Source organism: Bradyrhizobium sp. BR 10261 (assembly GCF_019455395.1).
Taxonomy (GTDB): Bacteria; Pseudomonadota; Alphaproteobacteria; order Rhizobiales; family Xanthobacteraceae; genus Bradyrhizobium; species Bradyrhizobium manausense.
On record NZ_JACOFQ010000004.1, the window covers coordinates 274,428 to 301,181 of the forward strand.

The 26,754-nt window shown below is 64.6% G+C and carries 25 protein-coding genes; 11 read left to right on the top strand and 14 right to left on the bottom strand.

Features of this window, described 5'->3' with window-relative positions; translation table 11 throughout:
- Positions 1-55 precede the first annotated feature (55 nt).
- Genes HYH07_RS06635 through HYH07_RS06645 form a run of 3 tightly spaced genes read right to left on the bottom strand, consistent with a single transcriptional unit; the run spans position 56 to position 3,859 of the window.
- Positions 56-2,317 carry a xanthine dehydrogenase family protein molybdopterin-binding subunit gene (locus HYH07_RS06635; protein ID WP_220001723.1) on the bottom strand — a complete coding sequence of 754 codons (2,262 nt, stop codon included), beginning with the start codon at positions 2,315-2,317 and terminating at the stop codon, positions 56-58.
- Entirely contained in the window at positions 2,310-3,365 is a 1,056-nt protein-coding gene (locus HYH07_RS06640; RefSeq protein WP_220001724.1) for a xanthine dehydrogenase family protein subunit M, read from the bottom strand. The genes HYH07_RS06635 and HYH07_RS06640 overlap by 8 nt, the downstream gene beginning before the upstream one ends.
- Positions 3,362-3,859, bottom strand: a complete 498-nt coding sequence (locus HYH07_RS06645) for a (2Fe-2S)-binding protein (protein WP_220001725.1) — start codon at positions 3,857-3,859, stop codon at positions 3,362-3,364. The genes HYH07_RS06640 and HYH07_RS06645 overlap by 4 nt, the downstream gene beginning before the upstream one ends.
- Positions 3,860-4,103: 244 nt before the next feature.
- Between HYH07_RS06645 and HYH07_RS06650 the strand changes: the two genes are divergently transcribed.
- Positions 4,104-4,742, top strand: coding sequence for a TetR/AcrR family transcriptional regulator (locus tag HYH07_RS06650; protein ID WP_220001726.1), 639 nt, complete (start codon positions 4,104-4,106; stop codon positions 4,740-4,742).
- A 66-nt stretch (positions 4,743-4,808) separates the two neighbouring features.
- Positions 4,809-5,216, top strand: a complete 408-nt coding sequence (locus HYH07_RS06655; RefSeq protein WP_220001727.1) for a DUF4864 domain-containing protein — start codon at positions 4,809-4,811, stop codon at positions 5,214-5,216.
- Here HYH07_RS06655 and HYH07_RS06660 read toward each other — a convergent pair.
- Positions 5,213-6,496: an MFS transporter gene (locus HYH07_RS06660; RefSeq protein ID WP_228749276.1), complete on the bottom strand. Its 1,284-nt coding sequence runs from the start codon at positions 6,494-6,496 to the stop codon at positions 5,213-5,215. The genes HYH07_RS06655 and HYH07_RS06660 overlap by 4 nt on opposite strands.
- A gap of 131 nt (positions 6,497-6,627) precedes the next feature.
- Here HYH07_RS06660 and HYH07_RS06665 point away from each other — a divergent pair, with 131 nt between their 5' ends.
- The 8 genes from HYH07_RS06665 to HYH07_RS06700 all read left to right on the top strand — a co-directional run bounded on the left by HYH07_RS06665 (position 6,628) and on the right by HYH07_RS06700 (position 14,004).
- Complete coding sequence (locus tag HYH07_RS06665) at positions 6,628-7,062, top strand: hypothetical protein (protein WP_220001728.1); 435 nt, start codon at positions 6,628-6,630, stop codon at positions 7,060-7,062.
- Between the two features lie 73 nt (positions 7,063-7,135).
- Entirely contained in the window at positions 7,136-7,420 is a 285-nt protein-coding gene (locus HYH07_RS06670) for a hypothetical protein (RefSeq protein ID WP_220001729.1), read from the top strand.
- 9 nt (positions 7,421-7,429) lie between these two features.
- On the top strand, positions 7,430-8,869 hold the full coding sequence (locus tag HYH07_RS06675) for a TolC family protein (protein ID WP_220001730.1): 1,440 nt from the start codon (positions 7,430-7,432) through the stop codon (positions 8,867-8,869).
- 13 nt (positions 8,870-8,882) lie between these two features.
- Positions 8,883-10,214: a multicopper oxidase family protein gene (locus tag HYH07_RS06680; protein ID WP_220001731.1), complete on the top strand. Its 1,332-nt coding sequence runs from the start codon at positions 8,883-8,885 to the stop codon at positions 10,212-10,214.
- A gap of 37 nt (positions 10,215-10,251) precedes the next feature.
- The gene (locus tag HYH07_RS06685; protein WP_220001732.1) at positions 10,252-10,707 is read left to right on the top strand and encodes a cupredoxin domain-containing protein; all 456 of its coding nucleotides are present in this window, start codon (positions 10,252-10,254) and stop codon (positions 10,705-10,707) included.
- Between the two features lie 17 nt (positions 10,708-10,724).
- Entirely contained in the window at positions 10,725-11,027 is a 303-nt protein-coding gene (locus HYH07_RS06690; RefSeq protein ID WP_220001733.1) for a copper-binding protein, read from the top strand.
- Positions 11,028-11,367: 340 nt separating this feature from the next.
- A complete protein-coding gene (flhA, locus tag HYH07_RS06695) occupies positions 11,368-13,509 on the top strand; it encodes a flagellar biosynthesis protein FlhA (RefSeq protein WP_220001734.1) in 2,142 nt (713 codons plus the stop codon).
- A 294-nt stretch (positions 13,510-13,803) separates the two neighbouring features.
- Positions 13,804-14,004, top strand: coding sequence for a hypothetical protein (locus HYH07_RS06700; protein WP_057747956.1), 201 nt, complete (start codon positions 13,804-13,806; stop codon positions 14,002-14,004).
- 705 nt (positions 14,005-14,709) lie between these two features.
- On the opposite strand, the gene HYH07_RS06705 is transcribed toward HYH07_RS06700, so the two are convergent.
- The 8 genes from HYH07_RS06705 to fliI form a co-directional block, all read right to left on the bottom strand.
- Positions 14,710-15,213, bottom strand: a complete 504-nt coding sequence (locus HYH07_RS06705) for a cupin domain-containing protein (RefSeq protein ID WP_220001735.1) — start codon at positions 15,211-15,213, stop codon at positions 14,710-14,712.
- Positions 15,214-15,403: 190 nt separating this feature from the next.
- A complete protein-coding gene (locus HYH07_RS36255; protein ID WP_228749277.1) occupies positions 15,404-15,835 on the bottom strand; it encodes a hypothetical protein in 432 nt (143 codons plus the stop codon).
- A 383-nt stretch (positions 15,836-16,218) separates the two neighbouring features.
- Complete coding sequence (locus tag HYH07_RS06725; protein ID WP_220001738.1) at positions 16,219-17,445, bottom strand: NAD(P)/FAD-dependent oxidoreductase; 1,227 nt, start codon at positions 17,443-17,445, stop codon at positions 16,219-16,221.
- Positions 17,446-17,553: 108 nt separating this feature from the next.
- Positions 17,554-18,513 carry an AraC family transcriptional regulator gene (locus HYH07_RS06730; protein ID WP_220001739.1) on the bottom strand — a complete coding sequence of 320 codons (960 nt, stop codon included), beginning with the start codon at positions 18,511-18,513 and terminating at the stop codon, positions 17,554-17,556.
- Positions 18,514-18,815: 302 nt separating this feature from the next.
- On the bottom strand, positions 18,816-19,916 hold the full coding sequence (locus HYH07_RS06735; protein WP_220001740.1) for an anti-sigma factor domain-containing protein: 1,101 nt from the start codon (positions 19,914-19,916) through the stop codon (positions 18,816-18,818).
- A 77-nt stretch (positions 19,917-19,993) separates the two neighbouring features.
- Positions 19,994-20,539 carry a sigma-70 family RNA polymerase sigma factor gene (locus HYH07_RS06740; RefSeq protein ID WP_220001741.1) on the bottom strand — a complete coding sequence of 182 codons (546 nt, stop codon included), beginning with the start codon at positions 20,537-20,539 and terminating at the stop codon, positions 19,994-19,996.
- A 182-nt stretch (positions 20,540-20,721) separates the two neighbouring features.
- The gene (gene fliJ / locus HYH07_RS06745) at positions 20,722-21,141 is read right to left on the bottom strand and encodes a flagellar export protein FliJ (RefSeq protein ID WP_057747978.1); all 420 of its coding nucleotides are present in this window, start codon (positions 21,139-21,141) and stop codon (positions 20,722-20,724) included.
- A gap of 133 nt (positions 21,142-21,274) precedes the next feature.
- The gene (gene fliI, locus HYH07_RS06750) at positions 21,275-22,600 is read right to left on the bottom strand and encodes a flagellar protein export ATPase FliI (RefSeq protein WP_220001742.1); all 1,326 of its coding nucleotides are present in this window, start codon (positions 22,598-22,600) and stop codon (positions 21,275-21,277) included.
- Positions 22,601-23,046: 446 nt separating this feature from the next.
- On the opposite strand from fliI, the gene ctrA reads away from it, so the two are divergent.
- Entirely contained in the window at positions 23,047-23,748 is a 702-nt protein-coding gene (gene ctrA / locus HYH07_RS06755; protein WP_008138878.1) for a response regulator transcription factor CtrA, read from the top strand.
- Between the two features lie 79 nt (positions 23,749-23,827).
- On the opposite strand, the gene HYH07_RS06760 is transcribed toward ctrA, so the two are convergent.
- Both HYH07_RS06760 and HYH07_RS06765 read right to left on the bottom strand, forming a co-directional pair.
- On the bottom strand, positions 23,828-25,438 hold the full coding sequence (locus HYH07_RS06760; RefSeq protein WP_409363884.1) for a S8 family serine peptidase: 1,611 nt from the start codon (positions 25,436-25,438) through the stop codon (positions 23,828-23,830).
- A 22-nt stretch (positions 25,439-25,460) separates the two neighbouring features.
- Positions 25,461-26,633, bottom strand: a complete 1,173-nt coding sequence (locus HYH07_RS06765) for a hypothetical protein (RefSeq protein WP_220001744.1) — start codon at positions 26,631-26,633, stop codon at positions 25,461-25,463.
- Positions 26,634-26,754: the final 121 nt, after the last annotated feature.

Below are 26,754 nucleotides of genomic sequence, written 5' to 3' on the forward strand. Positions count from 1 at the left end.
ATGAAATTCCGGTGAATCATCATCGCGCCTTGCGGCAGCATCTATTTGTCGGACCTCAGCGCTGCGTCAGCAGCTCCTCGATCCTGATCGGGAAACGTCGCGCCCGCACACCGGTCGCATGCCAGACGGCGTTGGCGACGGCGCCGGCGCTGCCGGTGATGCCGATCTCGCCGACACCCTTGATGCCGAGCGCATTGACATGCGGATCGTGCTCCTCGACCGTGATCACATCGAGCGGCGGCACGTCGGCATTCACCGGAATGTGGTACTCGCCGAGATCGGCATTCATGATGCGGCCAGTGCGGCGGTCGGTGATGGCCTCCTCGTGCAGCGCGAAGGACATGCCCCAGATCATGCCGCCGAACAGCTGGCTCTTCACCAGATGCGGATTGACGATGCGACCTGCCGCGAAGGCGCCGACCATGCGGGTGACACGGATCTGGCCGAGCTCGGGATCGACCCTCACCTCGGCGAACACCGCGCCATGGGCGTGCATGGCATATTCCTCCATCGCCGCCGGATTCGGCGCGCCAGTGCCGCGCGCCTCGACCTCGGCGATACCGGCGCGCGCCAGGATCTCGGTGTAGCTCTCGCTGCGGCTCTCGTCGTCACGCCGGATCAGGCGGCCATCGCGCGCAATCACGCCGGTATTGCCGGCACCGAACAGCGGCGATCGTTCGTCATTGGTGGCAAGATCGGCAAGCTTGGCGATGACGGCCGCGCCGGCGCTGTGGATCGCAGCTCCCGCCGTCGCCGTATGCGCCGAGCCGCCGGCAATGCCGGCATCGGGCAGATCGGACGTGCCGGCCTTGAACGTGACGCGGTCGATATCGAGGCCGACCGCATCGGCCGCGATCTGGGCCAGTGCCGTCCAGGCGCCCTGCCCCATGTCATGCGCGCCGATCTCCATCGCGCCAGTGCCGTCACGACGGATCGCCGCACGCGCTTCAGCCTGGAACATCAGCGCGGGGAACGTCGCGGTGCCCATGCCCCAGCCGACCAGCAGTCCGGCATCGTCACGCATCTGTCGCGGCTGCAGCGTGCGCTTCGCCCAGCCGAAACGCGCCGCGCCCTGATCGTAGCAGGCCCGCAGCGCTTTCGAGGAAAACGGCTTTCCAGTGATCGGCTCGACCTCCGCATAGTTCTTCAGGCGGAAGGCGAGCGGGTCCATGCCGCAGGCCCAGGCCATCTCGTCGATCGCGCTTTCCAACGCGATCGAACCGGTCGCTTCGCCCGGCGCGCGCATGAACAGGGGCGTGCCGGTGTTGACACGCACGGCGTCATGCGAGGTACGGATCGCCGGGCTCGCATAGAGCGTATGCGAGGCATCGGCAGCCGGCTCGTAGAAATCGTCGAACGTGCTCGACACGGTCCGCGCGTGATGATCGAGCGCAGTCAGGCGCCCTTCGGCGTCGGCGCCGATGCGCAAGCGCTGACGCGTCGGCGCACGATGGCCGACCGGGCCATACATCTGTTCACGGCGCAGCACCAGCTTGACCGGTCTTCCGACCAACTTGGCCGCCATGATGCCGAGCACCGGGGGGCCAGCCATCAGTCCCTTCGAGCCGAACCCACCACCGAGGAAGGGGCTGCGGATGTGGATCTTGTCGGGCGCAAGGCCGAACAGCTCGGCGACGCGGGCAAGCGACAGCATGAGCCCCTGAGTTGGCATGTCGATCTGAAGATGGTCGCCGTTCCAGTGAGCCACAATCGCATGCGGCTCCATGGCGTTGTGATATTGCGCCGGCGTCTCGTAAGTCGCATCGATCTGCTTGTCGGCGGCAGCAAGGCCTGCCGCGACATCGCCGTGATGAATCTGCGAGGGATTGCCGACACCGACGACGGGTGGCACGTAACTCTTGCCCGCATCAAGGCCGACCAGCGCGGGCAGCGTCTCATAGCGGGGCGCCAGCAGCACCGCGCCTTCGGTCGCCGCCTCGAGCGTCTCGGCGATCACGACGGCGATGGGCTGGTTGGCGTAGCGGACCTCGTTGCTCTGCAGCACCTCCATCCGGAACACGAACGGATTGGTCTTGATTTCAGGATCGATCGCAAGCTCAGGCTTGTGACCCGGCGTCATGACATCGACCACGCCGGGATGACGCTTGGCAGCGGCAACATCGAGCGAAATCACGCGGCCATGCGCGATGCTGGACACGGCCATCACCGCGAACAGCATGCCGGGCGGATGATTGTCGGCGGCGTAGGTTGCCTGTCCCTTGACCTTGAGCACGCCATCGCGGCGGGTCAGCGGCTGGCCGATGCTCGAGCCATGACGAAGATGGGCGGGAGCGCTGGTGAGATTGAGCTCAGGCATGAATGGCTCCAGAGGTCGAAGCAAAGGGGGAGGCCGGCAGCGCGGGGATGCGCGCGGGCGTCCCGGCTGCGGCAAGGGTCAGCGCGCGCCCGACGATGCGGCGCGCCAGCTCGATCTTGTAGGCGTTGTCGCCGGACGGCTTTGCGTCGGTGAGCGCGCGCCAGGCGGCTTTCTGGAAGGCATCTGCGGTGGGCGCGACGCCTTTGAGGACATCTTCCGCAGCCCGGGCGCGCCACGGCTTTGCGGCGACACCGCCGAGCGCAAGCCGTGCCTCCGCGATTTTGCCGTTCTCGATCCGCAGCGCCGCGGCGGCCGAGACAATGGCGAACGCGTAGGACGTCCGCTCGCGGACCTTGAGATAGCGCGCATGCGCGGCAAACCCGCGCGCGGCGGGCGGCAGACGCACTGCGATGATGAGGTCGCCAGGCTCGAGCGCGGATTCATTCTCCGGCGTATTGCCCGGCAGGCGGTGCAATTCATCGAGCGCGATCTCGCGACGACCGTTCTTGCCTTCGATCTCGACAATGGCGTCGAGCGCGAGCAGCGGCACGCAGAAATCCGAGGGGTGCGTCGCGATGCAGCGGTCGCTCCAGCCAAGCACGGCATGGGACCGGTTCTCGCCGTCGCGGGCGTCGCAGCCGGAGCCGGCCTCGCGCTTGTTGCAGCGGCTGGCGGTGTCATAGAAATACGCGCAGCGGGTTCTCTGCAGGAGGTTGCCGCCCACGGTCGCGGCGTTACGCAATTGCGCGGACGCGCCGGAGAGCAGCGCTTCCGCGACGGCCGGATAGGCCTTCGCGAACTCCACGTCATGCGCAAGATCGGCATTGCTGACGAGCGCACCGATCCGCAACGATCCATCCGCGAGACGCTCGATTCCATCGAGCCCGTCGAGATGGGTGACGTCGACCAGGCGATCCGGGCGGGTGACATTGCCCTTCATCAAATCGAGCAGATTGGTGCCGGCGGCAAGATAGATTGCGCCCGGCTGGGCGGCGGCGGCGACGGCTTCAGTGACCGTGGCGGGCCTGACATAATCGAACTGTTTCATGCGGAACGCCTCTGGTTGGTTTCGTCGGCACCGGCCTGCGCCTCGAGCACGGCATCGACGATGCCGGCATAGGCACCGCAACGGCAGAGATTGCCGCTCATGCACTCACGAATGCGTTCGGGGTCATTGCCGGCCTGCGCCTCCTGCATCATGCCGATCGCACTCATGATCTGACCGGGCGTGCAGAAGCCGCACTGGAATCCGTCATGGGCGATGAAAGCGGCCTGGACGGGATGAAGCTGGCCGCCACGTGCGAGACCTTCGATGGTGAGGATGTCGGCGCCGTCATGGCTGATGGCGAGCGCGAGGCAGGAATTGATGCGCTTGCCGTCGACGAGGATGGTGCAAGCGCCGCACTGGCCGCGGTCGCAGCCCTTCTTGGTTCCGGTGAGATGGAGGCGCTCACGCAGGAGATCGAGCAGCGTGACGCGGGGATCGTCGAGGACGAAGTCGCGCCGTGCACCGTTCACGGTGAGGCTGATGGAGTGGTTCATACAGGGCTCCGATCAGATATGGACATGAGTCATCGCGCAGCGCGTCACCGCCGTGACCACTGTCGATATCGCGCCAGCGCGGACATGTTCCGAGCCGACACCCCGCGAAGATACGGAGGCACCCTCCGTTTAACAAGGGCCCCCTCAGAAAATATTGAAATTCGTCAAAAAGGCCGTGCACTGACAACGCCATGCAGCAGGCTCGGGGTTCAACCTAACCAATTCGTGATCTACATTGCCTGATATGGACGACCATACCGACCAGACCCGAAAGCCCCGCGCCGATGCCGTGCGCAACCGCGAGCGTGTGCTCGAGGCGGCCAAGCTCGTGTTCAGCGCAGGCGGCCCCGAAGCAAGCCTCGAGGCCGTGGCCAAGCGCGCGGGCGTCGGCATCGGCACGCTCTACCGGCATTTCCCGACGCGAGAGGATCTGTTCGAGGCGGTGTACCGGCGCGAGGTCGAGCAGCTCAGCGAGCTTGCCGAACAGCTGAAGAACGCCAAGGATCCGGTCGACGCGCTCAGGCGCTGGCTGCGCTCAGGTGTCGAATTCGTTGCCACCAAGAAAGGCATGGTGGCAGCGCTGGCACTCGCCGTGCAGAGCGGATCCGAACTGCATGCCTTCTCCTTCGAGCGCCTGACCAAGGCGATCGCCTCGCTGCTTGATCGCGCAGCCACGGCCGGCGCGATGCGCGCCGACATCAGTCCCGAGGATTTGCTGCGCGCGTTCTTCGGCATGTGCTACATGCACGACCAGCCCGGCTGGCAATCCTCGGTGCTGCGGATGCTCGACGTGTTTGTGGACGGACTGCGCATGCAGCCCGCCGCAAAGGCCAAAGCGCGCACAGCCAAGCCGGCGAAGGCGGCGGTGAAACGGACACGATAGTTCGCCCGTATTTGCCAATGGTCATGCTAGGATCAGCATCGCCGGCATATCAACGCGGAGCCTGTCATGCGCATCGCAGCCTTGGTCGTCGCCCTCGCTATTGTCTTCAGCCCCTTTGCCGCGCGCGCCGACGATGTCTCGGCGGCGCAAGGCGTGATCCGCGCCCAGGAGCAGGCCTTCGTCCATGACGACGCGACGGCCGCCTATTCCTACGCCGCGCCGGCGATCAAGCAGATCTTCCCTGCACCCGACATCTTCATGTCGATGGTGCGGAACGGCTACGCGCCGGTCTACCGCCACAAGAGTTTTGAGTTCGGCGACGTCAAGACCGAGGGCAGCTCGGTTGCCCAGCGCGTTCACATCATCGATGCCAATGGCGAAGCCTGGGAAGCGCTCTACACGCTCGAGCAGCAGGCTGACGGCAGCTACAAGATCACCGGCTGCTCACTGCTGAAGGCGGGACAGGCGGTCTAAGTTGCGAGGGTCGGTCCTGACCTGACAGAATTCATCCGCGAACGGATCAGCAGCGTCAAGACGATGCCGACATTGAGGGCATTCCATGCCACGCCGTTGGCAAACGCCGCGGCGTAGGAGCCGGTGGCATCGAAGATGATGCCGGACACCCAGCCGCCGAAGGACATGCCGAACACGGAGGCGAAAATCACGATGCCGACGCGAGTTGCGGCTTCGCTCGCCGGCATCGCCTCGCGCACGATGATGGCATAGCTCGGCACGATGCCGCCCTGAAACAGGCCAAACATCGCGGAGATCAGATAGAGCGAGGTGAGGCTGTCGAAGAACAGATAGAACACCAGCGCAAAGCCTTGCGCCAGCGATCCGAGCAACAGCGTACGGATGCCGCCGATCTTGTCGGCGAGGTAGCCCGAGCCAATGCGGCTGACGATGCCGCAGGCCATCATCAGGGAGAGCATCTCGGCGCCCCGCGCCACGCCGTAACCGAGATCGCCGCAATAGGCGACGATATGCACCTGCGGCATCGCCATGGCGACGCAGCAGGAGATGCTGGCGATCGAGAGCAGCGCCGTCAGCGTGTTGGTCGAGAGTTTCAGATCGACACGCGGCGGCGGCGCGTTGGCGTGATTGCGGACTTTGTCGTCGCCCATCCGCGCGCGCAAAACCAGCACCAGCGTCGTCATCAAGGTCGCGCAGATCAGGGCAATGGCGACATGCGTGTAGCGCCAGCCGATCGTCTCCATGCCCGCGTTGACCAGCGGTGGCCATATGGTGCCGGCGACGTAATTGCCGCTCGCGACGATGGTCACGGCGAGGCCGCGATAGCGCTCGAACCAGTGCGAGGCCTCCGCCATCAGCGGCGCGAAAGTCGCCGACGTGCCGAGCCCGATCAGGAAATAGGCGGCGACGAACTGCCAGAGCTGGATCGAGAGTCCCGCGAGCGTATTTGCGACGCCGAGAAAGCCGATGCTGATCGCCATCGCCGGCACGATGCCGAACCGGTCCGTGATCTTGCCGGCGATGACGCCGCCGAGCCCGAAGCCGAACATCATCAGCGTGAAAGCCAGCGACACTGCGCCGCGCGTTGCGGCGAATTCGGCCTGCACGACGGGAATCACGACGACCACGGCCCACATGCCGACGCTGCCGATCGAGCCGATCAGCAGCGCAACGACGAGCCGTATCCAGGCCTGACGGGAATCAGGGCTGAATGAGTCTTGTCTTTGTTCGGGATGATTTGGCGCGTGCACGGCCGGACCATCGCCCGCGGATCGCCACATGGTCAAGCAACGTGGCGATATATTGGGCATGCGCGGTGCGCTGCGGTAAGAAGGAGCTTGGCGAAATCGCCTTTTGCCATTAGTTTGCAATCAGCGTGTGCAACATTGCCGCGCGAGGAGCCTATCGGCGGATGTTGCTGCGGTTGACGCGATCGGTACGAATGAAGGTGGGGCGGATCATCGCTCTCGCCTATTTGTTCTGCGTGCTCGCGCCGGCGGCAAGCCTCGCTTTGGGTAGCGGTCCCGCGCCATGCCTCGATGACGCGCTCCTCACCGACCTCGTGCCGGTTCAGATGGCGAGCCATCTGCATGGGGATTCCTCTCATGAACACGCGGGAACCCACGCGCATCACCAAATTGCGGCCAAGGACGCACCCGCTCCGCATCACCATGACGGCAAGGGAACGGTGGGCCCATGCTGCGCGATGATGTGCGTCAGCGCATTGCCAGCCGATCTGCCCAGCGTTGCCACGCCGGTCCAGCCGACGTCGACCTGCGCGCCGGAGATCGTGGCCAGCCTGCACAGCACGGCGCCGCCCCGGCACTACCGTCCCCCCATCGCCTGATCTGACGCAACGACGTCGGTCCGAGCGCGCGTTTGCGCGCGCGAACCTGTGGTTTCCAGATCAGGGATGAATCATGCTTGCGCTTTTCGGGGCGAAGTCTGCCGCCGCATCTGCGGTGGGTGGGCGACTCTTTCTATTGAATTGGCCGCTGCTGGCCGTGGTTACGCTGGCGCTGTCCGGCTGCATGCCAGCCACCACGCACGTGGCCAGTGCGGAGCCCGCCGATCCGGCGGCGAAGGTGGCACGCGTGGGCTATCGCTCGACCATCGCGCCCTATACCACCCTGCGGCCCGCGACACCTGCACCATGGCGGCAACGCAACGACGCCGTGACGCCGCAACCGAAGCAAGACCGGTAGGGACGCGCCATGGCACATCGTCTCGCGCGGGGCTTGCGCATGCTCACCGCGTTCGGACTCTCATCAATAAGTCTTGCCGGCTGCATGGCGTTCTCGCCGGACGGCGGCATGACGACGGTCTCGGACCTCACCAGCCAGACCATTAATAAGGACGTCGCCTTCGTCCGATCAGCCGAAGGCGCCGAGGCCGTCGATGCGACCGTCCGCCGGCTGCTGGCGCGCCCGCTGACCATCGAGACCGCCGTGCAGGTCGCGCTGCTCAACAACAAGGGGCTGCAAGCCGCCTATAACGAGCTGGCGCTGGCCGAGACCGAGCTGGTCGAGCAAAGCTTGCCGCCCAATCCGGTGTTTTCGATCTCGCGCATCTCAGGCGATGGCGCGAACGAAATCGAACGCCAGGTTGTCGGCGACATCCTCGCCCTCGCAACACTGCCGTTCCGATCCGAGATCGCGCGGGATCGCTTTCGCCAGGCGCAATTGCGCGCGGCATTGGCAACGTTGCGGCTCGCCGCCGACGTGCGGCGCGCCTATGTCCGCGCGGTCACCTGCAACGAGCTCGTGGCGCTGCTGACGGATGCGAAGGCTACGGCGGAATCAACGGCCCAGCTCGCCGTCAAGCTCGGCGAAACGGGCTCGATCAACAAGCTCGACCAGGCCCGCGAACAGGTGTTCTACGCCGAGACCACCGCCGATCTCGCGACCGCGCGACAGGCCGCGACCAGCACGCGCGAACGACTTGCACGCCTGATGGGGCTGTGGGACGACGGCCTCGACTTCCGTCTGCCCAACGCATTGCCACCGCTGCCGCGACGGCCGCAGGCCTTGCCATCGATCGAGGCCGATGCCGTCGCCCATCGCATCGATTTGCAGATCGCGCGGCTCGAACTGACCGCGCTGGCGAAGTCGTTGAACCTGACCGAGGCAACCCGCTTCGTCACGCTGCTCGATCTCGCCGGCATCTCCCGCCGCACCCAGGATCCGGAGGGCGCACCGTTCCGCGAACGCGGCTTCGACGTTCAATTCCAGATCCCGATCTTCGACGGCGGCGAGGTGCGCGTGCGACAGGCGGCGGAGACCTACAATCTCGCCTTCAACCGCCTGACCGAGCGTGCCGTGAACGTTCGCTCGGAGGCGCGCGATGCCTATCGCGCCTATCGGTCCACGTACGACATCGCCAGCCACTTCCAGCGCGAGATTCTGCCCTTGCGAAAAATCATCACCGAGGAGATGCAGCTGCGCTTCTCCAGCATGCAGGTCGACATCTTCGCACTGTTGACCGAGGCACGACAGCGCCTGGCGTCGCTGCGCGGTGCCATCGATGCCAGACAAAGATTCTTCCTCGCCCAGTCCGACCTGCAAACGGCCGTAAATGGCGGCGGCGCACCTGCTTCCGGCGGCGACACTTCGACCACCATCGCCGCGGCAGCATCTGCCGACGGCGACCACTGAGATGGAGGCCAGCATGTTTTCCCGCAGAGGATTTCTGGGCAGCGCTGCCCTTGCCGGCGCGTCGGCCATCAGCGGCCGCGTCCAGGCCGCATCGATTCCGGAAGCACCGACCATGGACAAGGTGGTGATGCAGCCGCCGCTGCACCCGATCAGCGGCCCGGACTATCGCCCCGTGATCACCTTGAACGGCTGGTCGCTGCCGTTCCGCATGAACGGCGACTGGAAGGAATTCCATCTCGTCGCCGAGCCCGTGGTGCGCGAGTTCGCCGAGGGCATGAAGGTGAACCTGTGGGGCTACAATGGCCAGTCGCCGGGGCCGACGATCGAAGCGGTCGAGGGCGACAAGGTCCGCATCTTCGTCACCAACAAACTGCCCGAATACACCACCGTGCACTGGCACGGCATGATCGTGCCGAGCGGCATGGATGGCGTCGGGGGACTGAATCAGCCGCATATCGAGCCCGGCAAAACCTTCGTCTACGAGTTCGAGATGAGGAAGAGCGGGACCTTCATGTATCACCCGCATTCCGACGAGATGGTGCAGATGGCGATGGGCATGATGGGCATGGTCGTCGTGCATCCGCGCGATCCGAACTTCCGGCCCGTCGATCGCGACTTCGTCTTCGTGATGAGCACCTATCGCGTCGATCCCGGCAGCTATCTGCCGCAGGTCAACGAGATGACCGATTTCAACATGTGGACCTGGAATTCGCGGGTGTTTCCGGGGATTGATCCGCTGCCGGTGCGGCTCGGCGACAAGGTGCGCGTGCGCATCGGCAATCTCAGCATGACCAACCATCCGATCCATCTGCACGGCCACAGCTTTGCTGTGACCTGCACGGACGGCGGCTGGATTCCCGAGACGGCGCAGATTCCCGAGACGACCACCGATGTCCCGGTCGGCGCCGTCCGCGTGTTCGACGTGCTCGCCGACAATCCCGGCGACTGGGCGTTTCACTGCCACAAATCGCACCACACCATGAATGCGATGGGACACGAGGTGCGCACCCTCATCGGCGTGTCGCGGAAGGATCTCGCCAAGGCGGTCGGCAAGCTCGCGCCCGACAGCATGGCGATGGGTTCTACCGGCATGGCGATGGGCAACATGGAGATGCCCTCGCCCGACAACACCCTGCCGATGATGACCGGCTCCGGCCAGTTCGGCCCGATCGAGATGGGCGGCATGTTCACGGTGATGAAGATCCGCGAGGGCCTCGCGCGCGACGATTACCGCGATCCCGGCCCCTATCAATTCCCGCAAGGCACCGTCGCCTATGAGGTCGCCTCGCCCGCGGCGGAGCCCGCACGGCAACCCGCAGCGCCGATGCCGAAGATGAAGATGTAACCCACGCGTTTCGATCAACCACCAACCGGAGACTACAATGACAAGAACAATCGGCATCGTCCTGGCGCTGGCCACGCTTTCAATCGCGCCCGCCCTTGCGCATGAGGGGCACGGCCATCACGGCTTCTCGGCCGGCGAGCCCGGCGATCCCGGCAAGCCGGCGCGCACCATCGAGATCGCGATGAGCGAGATGTCCTACGAACCGTCGAAGATCGAGGTGAAGCGCGGCGAGCAGATTCGCTTCGTGCTGCGCAATGTCGGCAGGGAAGATCACGAATTCCTGCTCGCCACACCTAAGGAAAATCTTGCCCATGCCGAGGTGATGAAGAAACACCCGCACATGGAGCACGACGATCCCAACGGCGTGCGGCTCGCGCCGAACAAGACGGCCGAGATCGTCTGGAAGTTCACCAAATCAGGCACCTTTGAATTTTCGTGCCTGATCCCCGACCATCGCGATTACGGCATGGTCGGCCACGTCACCGTGAAATGAAGACAATGGAGACATCGATGAAGCCAATCATCCGCACCACCGCCGCAGCGCTTGCCCTGGCGCTGGGCCTGACCATCAGCGCGCTGGCGCAAGCCGCTTCCATCAGCGGTGAGGTCAAGAAAATCGACGAAGGCGCCGGCAAGATCACGCTCAAGCATGGCCCTGCGAAAAACCTCGGCATGGACGAGCCCATGACCATGGTCTACCGCGTCAAGGATCCCGGCATGCTCAAGCAGGTGAAAGTCGGCGACAAGGTGACCTTCGAAGCCGAGGAGGCGGCGGCGGGGTACACGGTGACGAAGATGGAAAAGGCGAAGTAGGATCCTTGGTCATTCCGGGGCGCGCTTTGCGCGAGCGCGGAATCCGTTCATCCACCAACTCCGCCGCACAATGGATTCCGGGCTCGCCCTTCGGGCTCCCCGGAATGACGGCCGAGCCCCCGAAATACCCCCGGCCCGACCTCCCCGGCCCCCTTCGTTAACCCTTTGCTAACCATACACCCGGCAAGAATTGCCGGGTGAAGTCGAGTGTCGTCAGCCGCGTAAGACGGGAGCTCCCGTGGACGCCAGTGCGGTGCCTCACTTTCGGACCGGCGGCCCTTCGGCCGCTGCGCAGGCGTTTGGGGCGCGCGGACGGCAGTCGCGCGGGGAGGCAGCTACCATGGTCGACGTCACCGCGGGTCAGGGCGTAGGCGGCGCAAAGCCCGGGATCCCCTCCCTCTCCGACATCGTCACCATCCTCAAGCGCGGCGACATTGCGCTCGCGCTCGGCATCCTCACCATTCTGGTGGTGCTGATCCTGCCGCTGCCCGCGATCGTGCTGGACCTGTTCGTGGCGATCTCGATCACGCTGTCGATCCTGATCCTGATGACCTCGCTGTTCATCCAGGCGCCGCTGGAATTCTCCGCCTTCCCGACCATCCTGCTGATCTCGACCATGCTGCGGCTGTCGCTCAACATGGCCTCGACCCGCCTGATCCTGTCGCACGGGCACGAGGGCACGGATGCGGCCGGTCACGTCATCGAAGCCTTCGGCAGCTTCGTGATGGGCGGCAATTTCGTCATCGGCATCATCGTCTTCGCCATTCTGATCATCGTCAATTTCGTCGTCATCACCAAGGGTTCGGGCCGTATCGCCGAAGTGGCGGCGCGCTTCCACCTCGACGCCATGCCCGGCAAGCAGATGGCGATCGACGCCGACCTGTCCGCCGGCCTGATCGACGAAAAGGTCGCCAAGGAGCGCCGCAAGGCGCTGGAGGACGAGAGCGGCTTCTTCGGCGCCATGGACGGTGCCTCGAAATTCGTCCGCGGCGATGCCATCGCCGGCCTCCTGATCGTCTTCATCAACGTGGTCGGCGGCATGATCATCGGCGTGGCGCAGCAGGGCCTGTCCTTTGCCGATGCCGGGCGCAGCTACACGCTGCTGACGGTCGGCGACGGCCTCGTCACCCAGGTGCCGGCGCTGATCGTCTCGACCGCGGCCGGCCTGCTCGTCTCCAAGGCCGGCGTCTCGGGCGCTGCCGACAAGGCGCTGATGAAGCAGTTCTCCGGCTATCCGCAGGCCCTCGCAATGTCCTCGGCGGTGATGCTGGTCCTGGCGGCGCTGCCGGGCATTCCGACCCTCCCCTTCCTCGCGCTCGGCGCCGGCGCCGGCGCGCTGGCCTGGACGGCGCGTAACCGCAACCGTGCGACGGCCAAGGCCGAAGCCGTTGCCAAGGCCGCGCCTGCGGCCGGTCAGCCCGGCGCACCGGGCGCTGCGGCCGCGGAGGAGCCGATCTCGGCGGCGCTCAAGATCGACGACCTCAAGATCGAGCTCGGCTACGCGCTCTTGCCTCTCGTCAACGGCCCCGACGGCACCGACCGCCTCACCGAGCAGATCAAGGCGCTGCGCCGTTCGCTCGCGATCGAGATGGGCTTCGTGATGCCGGCGGTGCGCATTCTCGACAACGTCCAGCTCGAGGCCAACACCTACATCATCAAGATCAAGGAGGTCGACGCCGGCACCGGCAAGATCTGGCCGAGCCAGTTCATGGTGATGGATCCCGGCGGCAGCCAGGTGCAGGTGCCCGGCATCCACACCACCGAGCCGACCTTCGGCCTGCCCGCGACCTGGGTCGACGCCAGCCTCAAGGAGGAGGCTTCGCTCAAGGGCTATACCGTCGTCGACGCCGCCACCGTGCTCTCGACCCATCTCACCGAGCTGCTCAAGGCCAACATGTCGGACCTTCTGTCCTACGGCGAGGTGCAAAAACTGCTCAAGGAGCTGCCGAAGGAGCAGAGCGAGCTGGTCAAGGACATCGTGCCCGGACAGGTCACCGTCTCCGGCATCCAGCGCGTGCTGCAGCTGCTGCTGGCCGAGCGCATCTCGATCCGCGACCTCTCGACCATCCTCGAGGGGATCGCCGATTCGCTCGCCTTCTCGCGCAACCCCGCGACCATGGTCGAACATGTCCGCGCCCGCCTCGCCCGGCAGATCTGCGCGCAAAACACCTCCTATGCCGGCTACCTGCCGCTGATCGCGCTGTCGGCAAAATGGGAGCAGGCGTTCGCCGAATCCATCATCGGCCAGGGCGAGGAGCGCAGCCTCGCGATGCAGCCCTCAAAACTGTCGGAATTCATGACCGCCGTGCGCGAGGCCTTCGAGCGCGCCGCCCGCGAAGGCGAGGCGCCGGTACTGGTGACCTCTGCGGCAATTCGTCCCTTCGTCCGCTCCCTGGTCGAGCGGTTCCGGGCCCAAACGACGGTTCTGTCGCAGGCCGAAATCCACCCCAGGGCGAGGTTGAAAACGGTCGGAAGCATCTGATTTGTCTTAAGAAGCCGTGTGTTTTTCGGCCACAGGCAAATGGTTTTTGAGTTCCTGGCGCCTTGTCGACCAAAGGCTGAAAAGGCGCCTTTCGAGCAAATTATACCGTTGAAATAATTGCCAAATCGACCGATCAAGAACTGCTTTTGATCGCGATCTTTCACGTCCTATCACGCTCTTGTGATGGCCTCTTGGGAACGAATCCCGCCCATACTAGGTTGTTGGGCACCGGAAGTATGAACCTGCCTGCAGGGGTCGGCGACTACTTCGGGTAGATGGCGGCAGGAGGCTTCCATGAACCACTCGATCTACAGCGCGGATCGCTCGACCCACCTGAAGGTGGTGGCCGTGGCGCTCGTCGCCGGCATCGCAGTTGCGGGTTTCGGCATCTCGGCGCGCTCGGGTTCGGATGAAGGCCTCACACAGACTGCTCGCGTCATCAAGGCCGGCAAGCCGGTCGTGATCACCAGCTCGAACGCATCGCTCGTTCGCTAAGGAGATTTTGAGTTTTAAGGAATTCACGCGGCTCTTTACCAGCCCCCCAAAGTCGCCACGTGGATATGTAGACGACCCCAACCCCAAGTCGACTACAGAAAGCGCCCGCCCCCACGGGCGCTTTCTCATGTCTGGGATGTGTCGCGTATTTGCGGTGCTTGTGCGCCATATTGCTTCGCTGCGCTCGCAATGACGGAGTATGAGGCGGCAGATTGTTCTCCAAGTGACGCTGTCATCCCCCGCGACCACGGCGTTCGGCCGGGTGAAGACGGAAATTTTGGCGATTAGCCGTGAAGCGCGGAGCCAAATGAAATTTTAGACGATGCAAACGCCGAGTTGTGCCGCCATCGCGATCTTGCGCTCACCGCCTATGCGCAGCGACTCCTTGCTCGCTACATTGACGGGGAAGAGTTTCGCGGGAAATTGTCGAAATATGCCGGCGAGCTGGAGGCGTGGCGGAGCAAAGCCATGGATGTCTTGCGGCAATTTGTCCAGGCGAGGATGGAGCGTCGACGACGTCAAGGATCGTAAGGCATGGCGGATGTAACCGGCCCGATGATCTTGAAGGGCCCCGACGATGCAACATCGTCGGGGCCTTGTCGCGTACTCGTTGACTGGCAGACATCGCCTATTCGACGCGAAGCTGAGATAGAATGTGGCGACCCGGCCATCAGAGTTTATTGATGTTTGCTTCTCGCTCAGCCGCTATTTGGTGGCCTGTTTGCTCGGGTCATCGGCAGGGTTGACGTAGTTGATGGCGAACGGCCCAGGTCCAGCGATCTGAACCACGGTCTCTTCAGTGGTCCAGGCATAGTGGTTCATGCCTGCTGGCATTTCGACGAAAGCTCCGGCCTTGAGGGACTGCCCCTTCTCCATATCGAGCTTGTCGCCGAGACCAGCTCGGAAGTCACCTGAGATCACCGTCACGAACTCGTCGGTGGGATGATTATGGGCCGGGACTTTATAGTTGGCTGGCATCTTGAGCCGTAAGGTGAACAGCCCCTCCTTGCCGGGATCACCAGCGATGACGGCGAGCTGCGCGCCGGGCGGGATGTTCGGTGGAGCGGCGCCCCACTTAATGTCTCCTACATTGACTGGAGGCTTCATTTGCATTTCGGCGGCCTGCGGTGCCGCGCTCGACAGGATTTGTGCTGCTGCTAAGACAGCAAGGCCAGAAGCAACAGCAAATGGGGCGATTGATCCCTTCATTTCCTTCCTCCTTGGCTTAATTCTCACTTCGCTCGCCACAAGCAAGGGAGGCTGTGGTTCCCACCCTCGCAAGCCCTCAGATTATGACGTGCTTGTTTCTGATTGCGGCACCCCGATGTCGTTTGCGGAAATCGGCATTATTGCCTTCATTGCCTTCCGGTCTCCACCTTACTATCCCGGTTCTTCATGGTCACGATATAATCCACCGGCACAAGCTGTTCTGGTCGCTGGCCAGGGCCCAGCACGGTATAAGGCAGCTACACGAGCTGGCGCGGCGACGTGACGATGCCGGGTCCGCCGAGATAGACAAAGGGTGCGCCGAATAGACGACGAAGAATGCGACGACAGCGAACACGATCATCGCATAGGCGAAGCGCACCACGCGTCCCGCTGCGCGGCGCCGGCTTTCGACCGGATCGGGTACGTGGGGATCGAGACGATTGATCTTGATGACCTCGGCAACGGTGACGTTCCGCATGGAGGTTTTGCGCGAGCGCGCCTCTGCCGGCAAAGCCGTGGTCTCCCACGAGGCCGAAGTGGCGGAATCGAAGGTCTTTGCGCCCACGGCTGGCGTTGTCTCGACCGGCATCGCGCATGTCGGCCAGTCCTTGACGGCAGGCACTTCGATCGCCGAATCCTCGGCCCGACCGATACGTTTGTCGATTGGTACATCCCCAATGAACGTCTGATCGATCCGACCGTCGGCAAAGATGTGTTTGTCGTATTAACGGCAAGGCATGCAGATTGAAGGCAACCAGATCGTGTGTCCGGCCTGTGGCGCCAAAGGTCTGCACCACTTTCCGATCTTTCATCACATGATCTGTGCCTATGTAGGGCCGGTGTACGACTTCGAGCGGGGGACCTCAGGATATTGCTGCCCCAAATGTCGCCGCAATATCGGGTCGAACGATATGACTTGCGAGATCGTCGGGACGAGCGCGCGCTGCGATGAATGCCGCAGGGAGATGGTGGTGTCACCTTGAGGGCGGCAGATGCAGGCCTCATTCAATTCCGCCGCGCCTCATAAGTCGGCGGCGGCGCCTGCACCGTTGGCGCGGCCGCGGCGAAGAGCTCGTCCTTGCTGCCTGATAGCGGCGGATAGATGCGCTTGCGGTTGATGGTTTGCTTGGTTGCTTTGGCGGCCTGGCCGGTCGTCCGCACTTCGCGATCCCAGCCTTCGGTGTAGAGCGCGCCCCAATCGCCGAGATCCAGCACGGTGACGTACCAGTCGATCCGCAGCGGCAGCAGCGGCTGACCGACGAGATCGGCCACCACATTGTGGCCGGCAAAACGGCCCATGGGACGGGCGAACTGGCAGGACATCACGGTCGGATGCAGGCCGTCGATCACGCTGGAGGCGACGTCGCCGGCGGCGAAGATGCCGGGCACATCAGCGACCCGCATGAAGGGATCGACCAGGAGGCGGCCGAGGCGATCACGCGCGCCCGGGAAATTTTCGGCGAGCCGGCTCGCGCGCATGCCGGCGCACCAGATCACCGTCTGCGCCGGGATGAACTCGCCCGAGCTCAGGCGAACGCCTGCAGCCTCGACCGATACAACACGCACGCCAAGCCGCGTCTCGACCTCGAGCGACGACAAGGCGGTCTCGATGACGGGACGTGCGTGGTCGCCGATGGTCGTGCCGATCGCGGGATTGGGATCGACCAGGATGATGCGGCGGCTGCCGGTGATGCCGGCGCGCATCAAGCGTTCCGGCATTTCGGCGGCAACCTCGATGCCGGTAAAGCCGGCGCCGACCACCACGACCGTCGACCGTCCCGGCGACGGCGCGCTGCGTCCGAGCGAGGTGAGATGACCCTCGAGGCGAAGCGCGGCAGCATAGCTGTCGACGTCGAAGGCATGCGCGGCGAGGCCCGGAATATCGGGGCGCATCACTTCGCTGCCGAGCGCAAGCACGAGGCGGTCGTAGCCCAGCGTCTCCTCACTGCTGCTCGTGACCAGCGAGATTTCGCGGCGTACGGGATCGATGGCTTCGACCTCGGCGATGCGGTGCGTGACGCCGACAGGATCGAGCAGCTGCGCCAGCGGCAACGCGACCTCGCGGAGATCGACCTCGTAATTGCGCACGCGGATGTTGTGATAGGGATTGCGGTCGATGAGGAGGATCTCGATGTCGCGGCCGGCCTCACCGATTGCCTCTCGCATGCGCGCGGCGCCGATGGCCGCCCACAGGCCCGCAAACCCGGCGCCAAGCACGACGATACGCGCCATCTCCGTTGACTTCGCTGCTTCCGGCGATCCGCTGATCCGCCCCGCGCGGGCAGATATAGCTCATCCGGACGGATCGACCAAATGCGGCAGCGGGGCCGCCGCAGGCGCTCAGGCCTCGCGCAGTTCCGACGGCGTCGCGCCAAAGCGTTTGCGGAAGGCGCGGTTGAAATAGGACAAATCCGAAAAGCCCGAGGAATGCGCGATGTCGCTGATCTTGCGCGCACGCGCGCGGGGATCGGCGAGCAGCTTTCGCGCCAGCAGCAGACGCTGCTCCAGCACGAATTCGGTGAAGGTGGTGCCGGCCTGCTCGAACAGCCGCTGCGCCTGGCGCGGGCTGAGGCCCGAGCGGGTCGCAACCTCGGACAGGCAGAGATCGTTGCGGCCGAGGGCGGCCATCACGTCGGCGCGCATGAGATCGAGACGGGCCGCCGCATGGCCGCGGCCACGCGCGAGCGCGGCGTGCTCGGCGTCGGTGCCGAGCAACAGACCGACGAGATCGACCATGTGCTGCGCGGTCAGGCGCTGGCCGACGGCGTCGAGATGCGGCGCCTGATGGGCGGCAAGCGCGTGATAGCGAAAGATGGTCTCGGCGACGGCGCCGTCGGACAGCACCTGCGACAGCTTGTCCTCGGCGCGCGGATTGATGTCGAGCAGCGCGCGGCGCGGCATGCGGATGGTGGTGAAGCGGTTCTCGTCGGTGTGACCGACGCTGCCGGTGATGCTCATGTCGGCAAGCACCATCTGCGCCGGCGCGAGCTCGACGGCATGGCCGTTCTGCCTGACGTTGACGAGGCCGGCATGGGCTGCGATCAGCACGAGATCGTCGCTGCCGTCGGCGAGGCCACTCTGCGTGCGCGAATATTGCGCGGAGGCGCCTTCGGGAATGCCGAGCGTGATATTGTCGACCACGCTGACCTGCAACCGGCAATCGATGCTGTCGCCATGGCTCGGCCCGATCTCGAGACCACAGGCCCCCAGAGCCCGGTCGCGCCAATGCTCGAACGCCGGCCCCTGCGGCAGGCCTGTATATTGGTGGATAAGAATGCCCGGCGGCTTGGCTGCATCCATCTGGTTTCTAGCCCCTTCCCGGCACCCTTGATCGGCCGTGCCGACTGCAAATTCCGGGCATTTGACGCCGCGGAATGGACGGAGGTTCAAATCGGATGCGGATTTGGCGGGACTTGTCGGATTGCGACGGCACATATGGACCGTGGCGACATCGCGCAAGCTCGCGCAAGAGCGACCACGGTCATACCCCGCGCAGACGGGGTATCCAGTACGCCGCGGCTCATCGGTTCTATCACCGCCGTCTCTGGAATACTGGATCGCCCGCCTTCGCGGGCGATGACAGCTAGCGTTTGCAGGCGGCGCTACTTCTTGGCGGGAGCCTGCGGCTGCGACGGCGGCACGGTCTCGATCAGCTTGCCTGAGAACACCGGCGCCGAGGTCGGCTGGCCGCTGGGCGAACCGCCCGAGGGCTCGACGGTGACGGCGTAGGTCGCGCTGTTGACGACGTCGGCGTCGTAGCCCGCGAGCACCGGACGTGCGGTGAAGTCGCCGTTGCCGATCACACCCAGCGAACGCGGGCGCGGCAGCTTGTCGGAGATCAGCCAGAGCTCGAAGCTCTTGCCCGGCTCCGGCGTCGCGCCGACCTTGCGCACCGTGAAGTTCTTGGTCGCGCCATCGATGGTGAGGATGAAGGCGGGTCCACCGCTCTGGCCCTGCAGCAGCGCGACATATTGCGCGGGCAAGGACGACGGCGCCTGCGGTGTCTTGACCTCGACGGTCTGGATGCGCGGTGGGGGGCGCAGCGCGCCCGGCAGCGCATCGGGCGAGAGGATCTGCAGCGACAGCGTCACCAGCAGCGCGGCTGCCAGCGCGCCCACCGCGGAGGCGATCGTGCGCCAGCGCTTCACGCGGCCCTCGAGATAGATCACCCTGGTGTCGCCGACGACCGGCACCTGCGTCACCGGCGCAATGCGCGGGTCGGGCGCGTGGGTCTGCGGAATGAATTGCGGCGCGATGTCAGGAATGACATCGGAGTCGGTCGGTGCCGGCGGCTGCACGTCCGGCGCGGCAGCTTGCTGCGTTGGCGGCTCGGGAGATGAAGGCTCTTGAGTTGAAAGCTCCGATGACGAGAGCTCCGGCAATGGCGGTGGCGGCGCATCCACCAGCACCGGCGGCGCCTCGATCGTGCCTTGCTGCGAATCCTGCTGCGATTCTTGCTGTGATTCTTGCGTCGATACCCTCTGCGCGATCTCGCGCTTGATGTTCTCCCACACGATCGGCCGCGGCTCGATCGTGCCGACCATCTGGTTGAGGGCGCCGAGCCGGAATTGCCAGGCCTGCACGATCGCGGCGAACTCCTGGTCCACCGCCATCATGGTCGCGACCTGTGCACGCTCGTCGGCATCGAGTGTGCCGAGCGCATATTCCGCGGCGAGCGCGATATGGTCCTCGCTGTAGGCCATCACTGTCCTTCACCTCTCCCCGACGGGGAGAGGTGGACTGCCGTTGCCGCTCTGGGTCGTGGCACTCTCATCATCCTCTAAAGTCCGAGGCACTCCCGGATATCCAGCATGCTGCGCCGCAGCCACGTCTTCACCGTGTTGACGGGCGCTGCGAATTTCTCCGCCAATTGCTCGCGGCTCCAACCGTTGTAATAGGCGAGAAGCACCAGCCGCTGACGGTCCGGCTCGAGCCGGCCAATACATTCCAGGAGCCGCTTCAGCTCCTCGGACATCTCCCGGCGCGCCAGGGGATCGGGACTTTCGGCGGCGACTTCCATCGCCTGCGGTTCCTCTTCGATCGAGGCTTCGGTCTTCCTGCGCACGATATCGATGGCGCGGTTGCGCGCGATCGAGGCCATCCACGTAATCGGCGAGGACAGTTGCGAATTGAACTGGCCGGCACTGTTCCAGATCTTGACGTAGGTCTCCTGAATGACCTCCTCTGCGAGATCCTGTCGGCGCAAGATACGGAGCACGACGCCATAGAGTTTCGCGCGCGTGGCGGCGTAGAGGCGCTCGAACGCGGCAGAATCGCGCCTCGCCACCGCCTCAATCAGCCCGACCAGCTCTGCTGGCGTCAGCATTCAGCCCCCCCAACGCGCAAGCCTCCGTCGGATCCCGCGCGGACCGCGTCACTCCACCACCATAGCGCGCGGCCAAGCCCGTCACCAAGAGGCGGCGCGCCACGCTGTGGACAGGACACGCAAAAACCCGGACCTTGCGGGTCCGGGTTCGCAAATTCTCGGGCTTGGGCGCGGACCGCCGCTTACGCGACGGCGCCGATCCGGGAACGCATCAGGCCGATGCTGTCGAGATCGGCCTGCTCACGGGCGTTTTCCTCGGCGCGCTCGCGGGCCTGGTCACGCTCGTCCAGCAGCTCGACCTTCTTCAGCTCTTCAAAGGCCTCGCCGAGCGCGGCCTTGGCGTCCTCGAGCTGGCCCTTCAGCTCGTCGGCCGAGCGGGTCAGGTTCTCGCGACGCTGGATGGCGGCCTTGGCATAGGTCGGATAGGCGAAATGCGCGGGATCGTTGATCCCGGCGCGGTCCTGCTCGGTCTGGATCTCGCGATCGAGATCGGTCGACATCCGCTGAAAGTCGGCGATCATGGACTCGATCTGGGCGACCCGGCGGCGCTTCTCGTCGACCTGAAACTTCTTCAGGCGGATGAGGGTATCACGTGACTTCATCGACTCGTACTCCCCAGAAGTCCCTTGGCTGCAAGACATACACACATCGGGACTGCACCGGTCTCCCCATTGGCCCTGTCGGGGCCAAGACCGGCTCTGCTACTCTGTGGGAACGGATGATGACGGGACAAAGTTAGCGTTCCGTTTCCAAATTATCGAGGATTTGCGCCAACTGGCGGTAGCCGTCGGCCAGCGAGGCATTTTCGTCCTTGCGCTGGCGCAGGAACGCTTCCAGCGGCTCGTGCAGGCGGATCGCCTCGTCGACCTCGGGGCTGGAGCCCGCCCGGTAGGCGCCAAGCCGGATCAGCTCTTCCATGTCGGCGTAGGTCGCCATCACCGCCCGCGCCTTCTGGATCACAGGCCAGAACTGCGGGTCGGCCGATTTCGGCATGGTGCGGGAGACCGATTTGAGGATGTTGATGGCGGGGTAGCGCCCGCGCTCGGCGATCGAGCGCTGCATCACAATGTGGCCATCGAGGATGCCGCGGACGGCGTCCGCGATCGGCTCGTTGTGGTCGTCGCCGTCGACCAGCACCGTGAAGATCGCGGTGATGGCGCCGTCCCCGAGGCCCGGGCCGGCGCGCTCGAGCAGCTTCGGCAGCTCGGTGAAGACGGTCGGCGTGTAGCCCTTGGCGGTCGGCGGCTCGCCGGCGGACAGGCCGATCTCGCGCTGGGCCATGGCAAAGCGCGTCACGGAGTCCATCAGGCAGAGCACGTCCTGGCCCTCGTCGCGAAAATATTCGGAGACGGCGAGCGTCAGATACGCGGCCTGCCGCCGCATCAGCGCCGGCTCGTCGGAGGTTGCGACCACCACGACGGAGCGCGCGAGGCCCTCCTCGCCGAGGTCGTCCTGCAGGAATTCCTGCACCTCGCGGCCCCGTTCGCCGATCAGCCCGATGACGCTGATTGCGGCATCGACATTGCGCGCGAGCATCGACAGCAGCACCGACTTGCCGACGCCGGAGCCGGCGAAGATGCCCATGCGCTGGCCGCGGCAGCAGGTGAGGAAGGTGTTCATGGCGCGCACGCCGAGATCGAGCGGTGCGCCCACGCGCCGGCGCGAATGCGCCGGCGGCGGCGAGTTGCGGTACGGCATCGGGGAAGCGCCCTGCGGCAGCGGCCCCTTGCCGTCGATCGGCTCGCCCAGCGCATTGACGACGCGGCCGAGCCATGCCGGCGACGGACGCACCAGATTGGCTGCGTTGGCGATGACGGCCTTGCAGCCGCGGCGCACGCCGTCGAGGCCGGCGAACGGCATCACCACCGCATTGCTGCCGGAGAAGCCGATCACCTCACAAGGGATGGAACGGTTGGCGCCAGTCTCGATCACGAGGCGGGCGCCGACCGACATCGCGTGAATGGGTCCGGCCACCTCGACCATCAGCCCGCGAACCCCGACCACGCGGCCATAGATATTGATGCCGTCGATATCGCCGATCTGTTCGGCAAGGGCTTTCATGGAGCAGCCTTCATCAAGAGCGCGCCTTCGCGATAGCCTTCATCAAGGTGGCTCGCCTTCGATATCCGGGCCCTCACGGGGAAACCCTTAAATTTCGCCATATTTCTGAACGGCGCTTAACTCGGTGTTTACCCGCATCATTAATCATTGCGTCACTGTCTTTGTGACTGAGCGTGGCTCCCCTTCAGAAGAAGGCTGAGTCGCGGGAGTCGGTTAGACCCGTCTCTTAAAGTGGAACTTGAACGGAGCCGGATAACGAAAGCTGCTTCTCGCGCAAGACCTTAGGGCGATTCGACAAAAATTGCACCGGGGGGACTTGCGTTCCAGAATCAGGATTTGTTAACCATCTGTTGTCAGGATCCGAATCAGTTGTTCAAAGGCGTTTTGTTGAGTGCCGCGAATGCGGCCGACCTGACGCCCAGGAGCGGCGACTATGGGGAACTGGCATGCGCGTTTTGCTGATTGAAGATGACAGCGCCGTCGCGCAGTCGATCGAGCTGATGCTGAAGTCTGAGAGCTTCAATGTCTACACGACCGATTTGGGGGAAGAAGGCGTCGATCTCGGTAAATTATACGATTACGACATTATCCTTCTCGACCTTAACCTGCCCGACATGTCCGGTTACGACGTGCTCAAGCAGCTTCGGGTCTCCAAGATCAAGACACCGATCCTGATCCTCTCCGGCCTCGCCGGCATCGAGGACAAGGTCAAGGGTCTCGGCGTCGGCGCCGACGACTACATGACCAAACCCTTCCACAAGGACGAGCTGGTTGCCCGCATCCACGCGATCGTGCGCCGCTCCAAGGGGCACGCCCAGTCGGTCATCCAGACCGGCGACCTCGTCGTCAACCTCGACACCAAGACGGTCGAAGTCGGCGGCCAGCGCGTGCACCTGACCGGCAAGGAGTACCAGATGCTGGAGCTGCTTTCGCTCCGCAAGGGTACCACCCTCACCAAGGAAATGTTCCTCAACCACCTCTATGGCGGCATGGACGAGCCCGAGCTGAAGATCATCGACGTCTTCATTTGCAAGCTCCGCAAGAAGCTCGCCAACGCCTCCGAGGGCCGCAACTTCATCGAGACCGTGTGGGGCCGCGGCTACGTGCTGCGCGAGCCGCACGAGCACGAAGAGCGCATCCCCGCCTGATCGGTTTTACGTCGCGAGCCCTGGGGGCTCGCTCCTCCCAGCCTCGACCCCGCCGCATCGGCGGGGTTTTCGTTTTTGACTAGGCTACGGCAACCGGAGCGGCGGTCAGAGCAGCGATGAGCTCAGCGGCCTTCGGCACGCCCAGTCCGGTGCAGGCGTTCCAGCCGCGTCCGGCATCGTAGCCGGTGCCGTCGACACGATTGTTGCCCTGCTCAATCGGCTTGAACAGTGTCGCGTTGGCATAGAGCGCGGAATTGACGAAGCCGAGCGGAGTGTCGCGTCCGGCATTGGCAATCGCGATCAGCCCCGCCCAGAGCGGCGCGACCGCGCTGGTGCCGTCCTTGATCACCACGGCGCCGTTGAGCACGACCTTGTAGCCCGGGTTGCCCGCCGCAGCGGCGGCGACGTCGGGAACGCCACGGCGCAGCGCACCGTCATTGACCGACGGCGGCAGTGCGAGGCCGGCTTGATAGGCCGGCACCGGGAAGACGTCGCTGATCCCGCCGCCGGTACCGCTGCTGCCGTCCCTCCAGACCACCTCACCGGCCGCAGCTCCCCCGCCGTCCGCAGGCTGTGTGCCACCGCAACCCAATGCGTACGGGCTCGAAGCGGGAAACCAGACATGCGCCTTGCCGTCATTCAGTCCGCCAGTCGCGAGTTGGTCGCCGGCAGCGAACAGCACCGTGACGTTCAATCGCTTGGCGTCCGCCAGCACGCCCTGCATCGCGTCGCGCGCCGAAGGGCTCCAGAACAGCTCCGCGCTGCCCCAGCTAACCGACAGCACCTGGGGTCGGTTGACATGATCGAAGATCGCCTGGCTTATCGCACCGACCAGGTTCCGGATATTGTTGCCGGCGAAGTAGACGACGACGCGCGCTTTCGGCAACAAGCTTGCGATGATCTGAAGATCGAGCGCGATCTCCTCGTCCGCGACTGCATCGTGGCCGAACTGATTGCTGCCGGTCAGAGGTGCAGCCGCGCCGCCAGGCACGGCCGGCTCGATGTTAACGGCCCGATCGATCACCACAGGCGCCTCCCGTCCCATCGCCGTCAGCGCCTGGTCAAGATCGGTCTTGAGATAGCCGCCGCCAAGCGCGATGATGCCGACGCAGATTTTCGAGACGGCGCGGTCGAGTGGAATTCCGTACTGTGCGGCGACCTCCGTCGGCCAGAGCCCGGCACCGACCCCAACGCCCGCCAGCGCGCGCAGCCGCGGCACCGGCCTGAACAGCGGCCGGTCCTCGAAACCGAGGATTGCCCGCGTCCAAGGAGCGATTTCCTTTGGCACAAGCAACGGACCCACCCGCGTGCGGAAACGGCACCGGCCGTCATCATAGATGCGCAATGTGGCGCCGAGAATGTCGGTCAGCAGCCGCGCGGTCGCCTCCAGCGTGACGATGCGCTGTAACAGGTCGATATTGAGGACAGTGACGTGAAACTGCGCCGCCAGCTTCTTGATGCGAGCGGCGGCTCGGCCGTGGGTCCGGCGACGTTGCGCCGCGAGAGCCTGTCGCGTGATCGGTTTCGACAGCCGGGCAAGGTCCCCGGCGCTGCCCGGCTGGAATGTGTCGGGCGTGCGCCGCTTGAGATAGACCGTCAGCACGATACATTCGTCGGGATCGACCTCGCCAACATGGATCGCGTCCGGCGGAGGGGCGCGATAGCTGCCGGCGAGCTCGACCCTTTGCATGGTCACCACACCACCCGGTCGATCATTTGCCCTTGCAGTTGCGATTGAGCTTCGGCGGGTTCTGGGTGTCGTCGAGCGCGCAGAACGGAATCGACCAAACGAAGTCCGCCGAGGTCGCGATCTGCGACAGCCCGCTCATGCCCTGGAAGATCGGCGGCTGGCTGGAGAAGCTCCAGTACCAGCTCGGCTGGATCGGTCCGAGCGGGGCGCCATTGTCGTCAAATCCCGCGCCGCTGGTCGGCGCACCCTTGCTGTCCCAGGCGGCGCGGCCATGACAAGTGATGCAGGAGGATTGATCGACGAAACCGTCCTCGGTCACCGAATTGCCGAGGCGAATGTCGAGCCCTGTGGCATCGGTGAAATCGGTCTGCGATCCTTTCAGACAATAATTGGCAAATGCCGGATCCCAGTCGGCGGATGCGATCATTGCCGACAGCGCCGGCGTCTTCGCGCAATCAGGGTAACCTTGGCCCGGCTGCTGATTGGGCGCTACCGGGCTGGTCTGCGCGCCGAACGAGTCCCGGCAGCCGATGATGTCGCAGCGCCCGGGGTTGAACTTGTGCTCGAAGGTGGCCCAGGTCCAGTTCGGCACTGCCTTGGAGATGATGTGCATGGACACGAAGGCATATTGCTTGCCGTCCGCGCCGGTGTTGACGTGGTACAATTTTGGCACGTCGCCGACCGCGACCTTGCCGTTGGTGAAGGAGGGAATGTCCGTCACCAGCTGCCAGTTCGCCTTCACCTCCATCGCGCCGACCGGGAACGTGATGGTCTTGCCGAACGCGGCGCGGAGGCCGGATATCTTGTACAGGTTGTTCTGGACGATGAAATCGAACGAGTCCTTGTTGCGACGGGATTCCTCCAGCACACCCTTGCCGGGCGGAATCGCCGGAAGCAGCTTGCCGGCCCGCTGCAGGGCGAAGCGGCCGAGCTCCGGCACCGCCGGTTCATGCAGCTGGAGCGGCACCGCCGTCGTCGGGAATTGCGGGTTCACCTTGAACGTATCGCTGTCGCTGGCCCAGGTCTCGAATAGCGCATTGTTGCCGCCGGCGCGCGTATTCACCTGGATGAAGAACTGCCAGGCGAGCTGATCCGGCGCATTTATCGCCGGATTGGGCGCCGGTTGTGCCGCAACAGGAATGGTACCAAGCAGAAGCCAACAGCAACCGAGCGCGATCTTGACGGATGACCTCATCGTCGTTCTCCTCGAAGACTTCAGGGGCGATGCCTGAGAAATGACCGGAGACGCTGCGGCGGCCTCGCCGCGCGGCAAACACCATAGGTTGCAATTCACCTTAACGACGATTACGGATTTT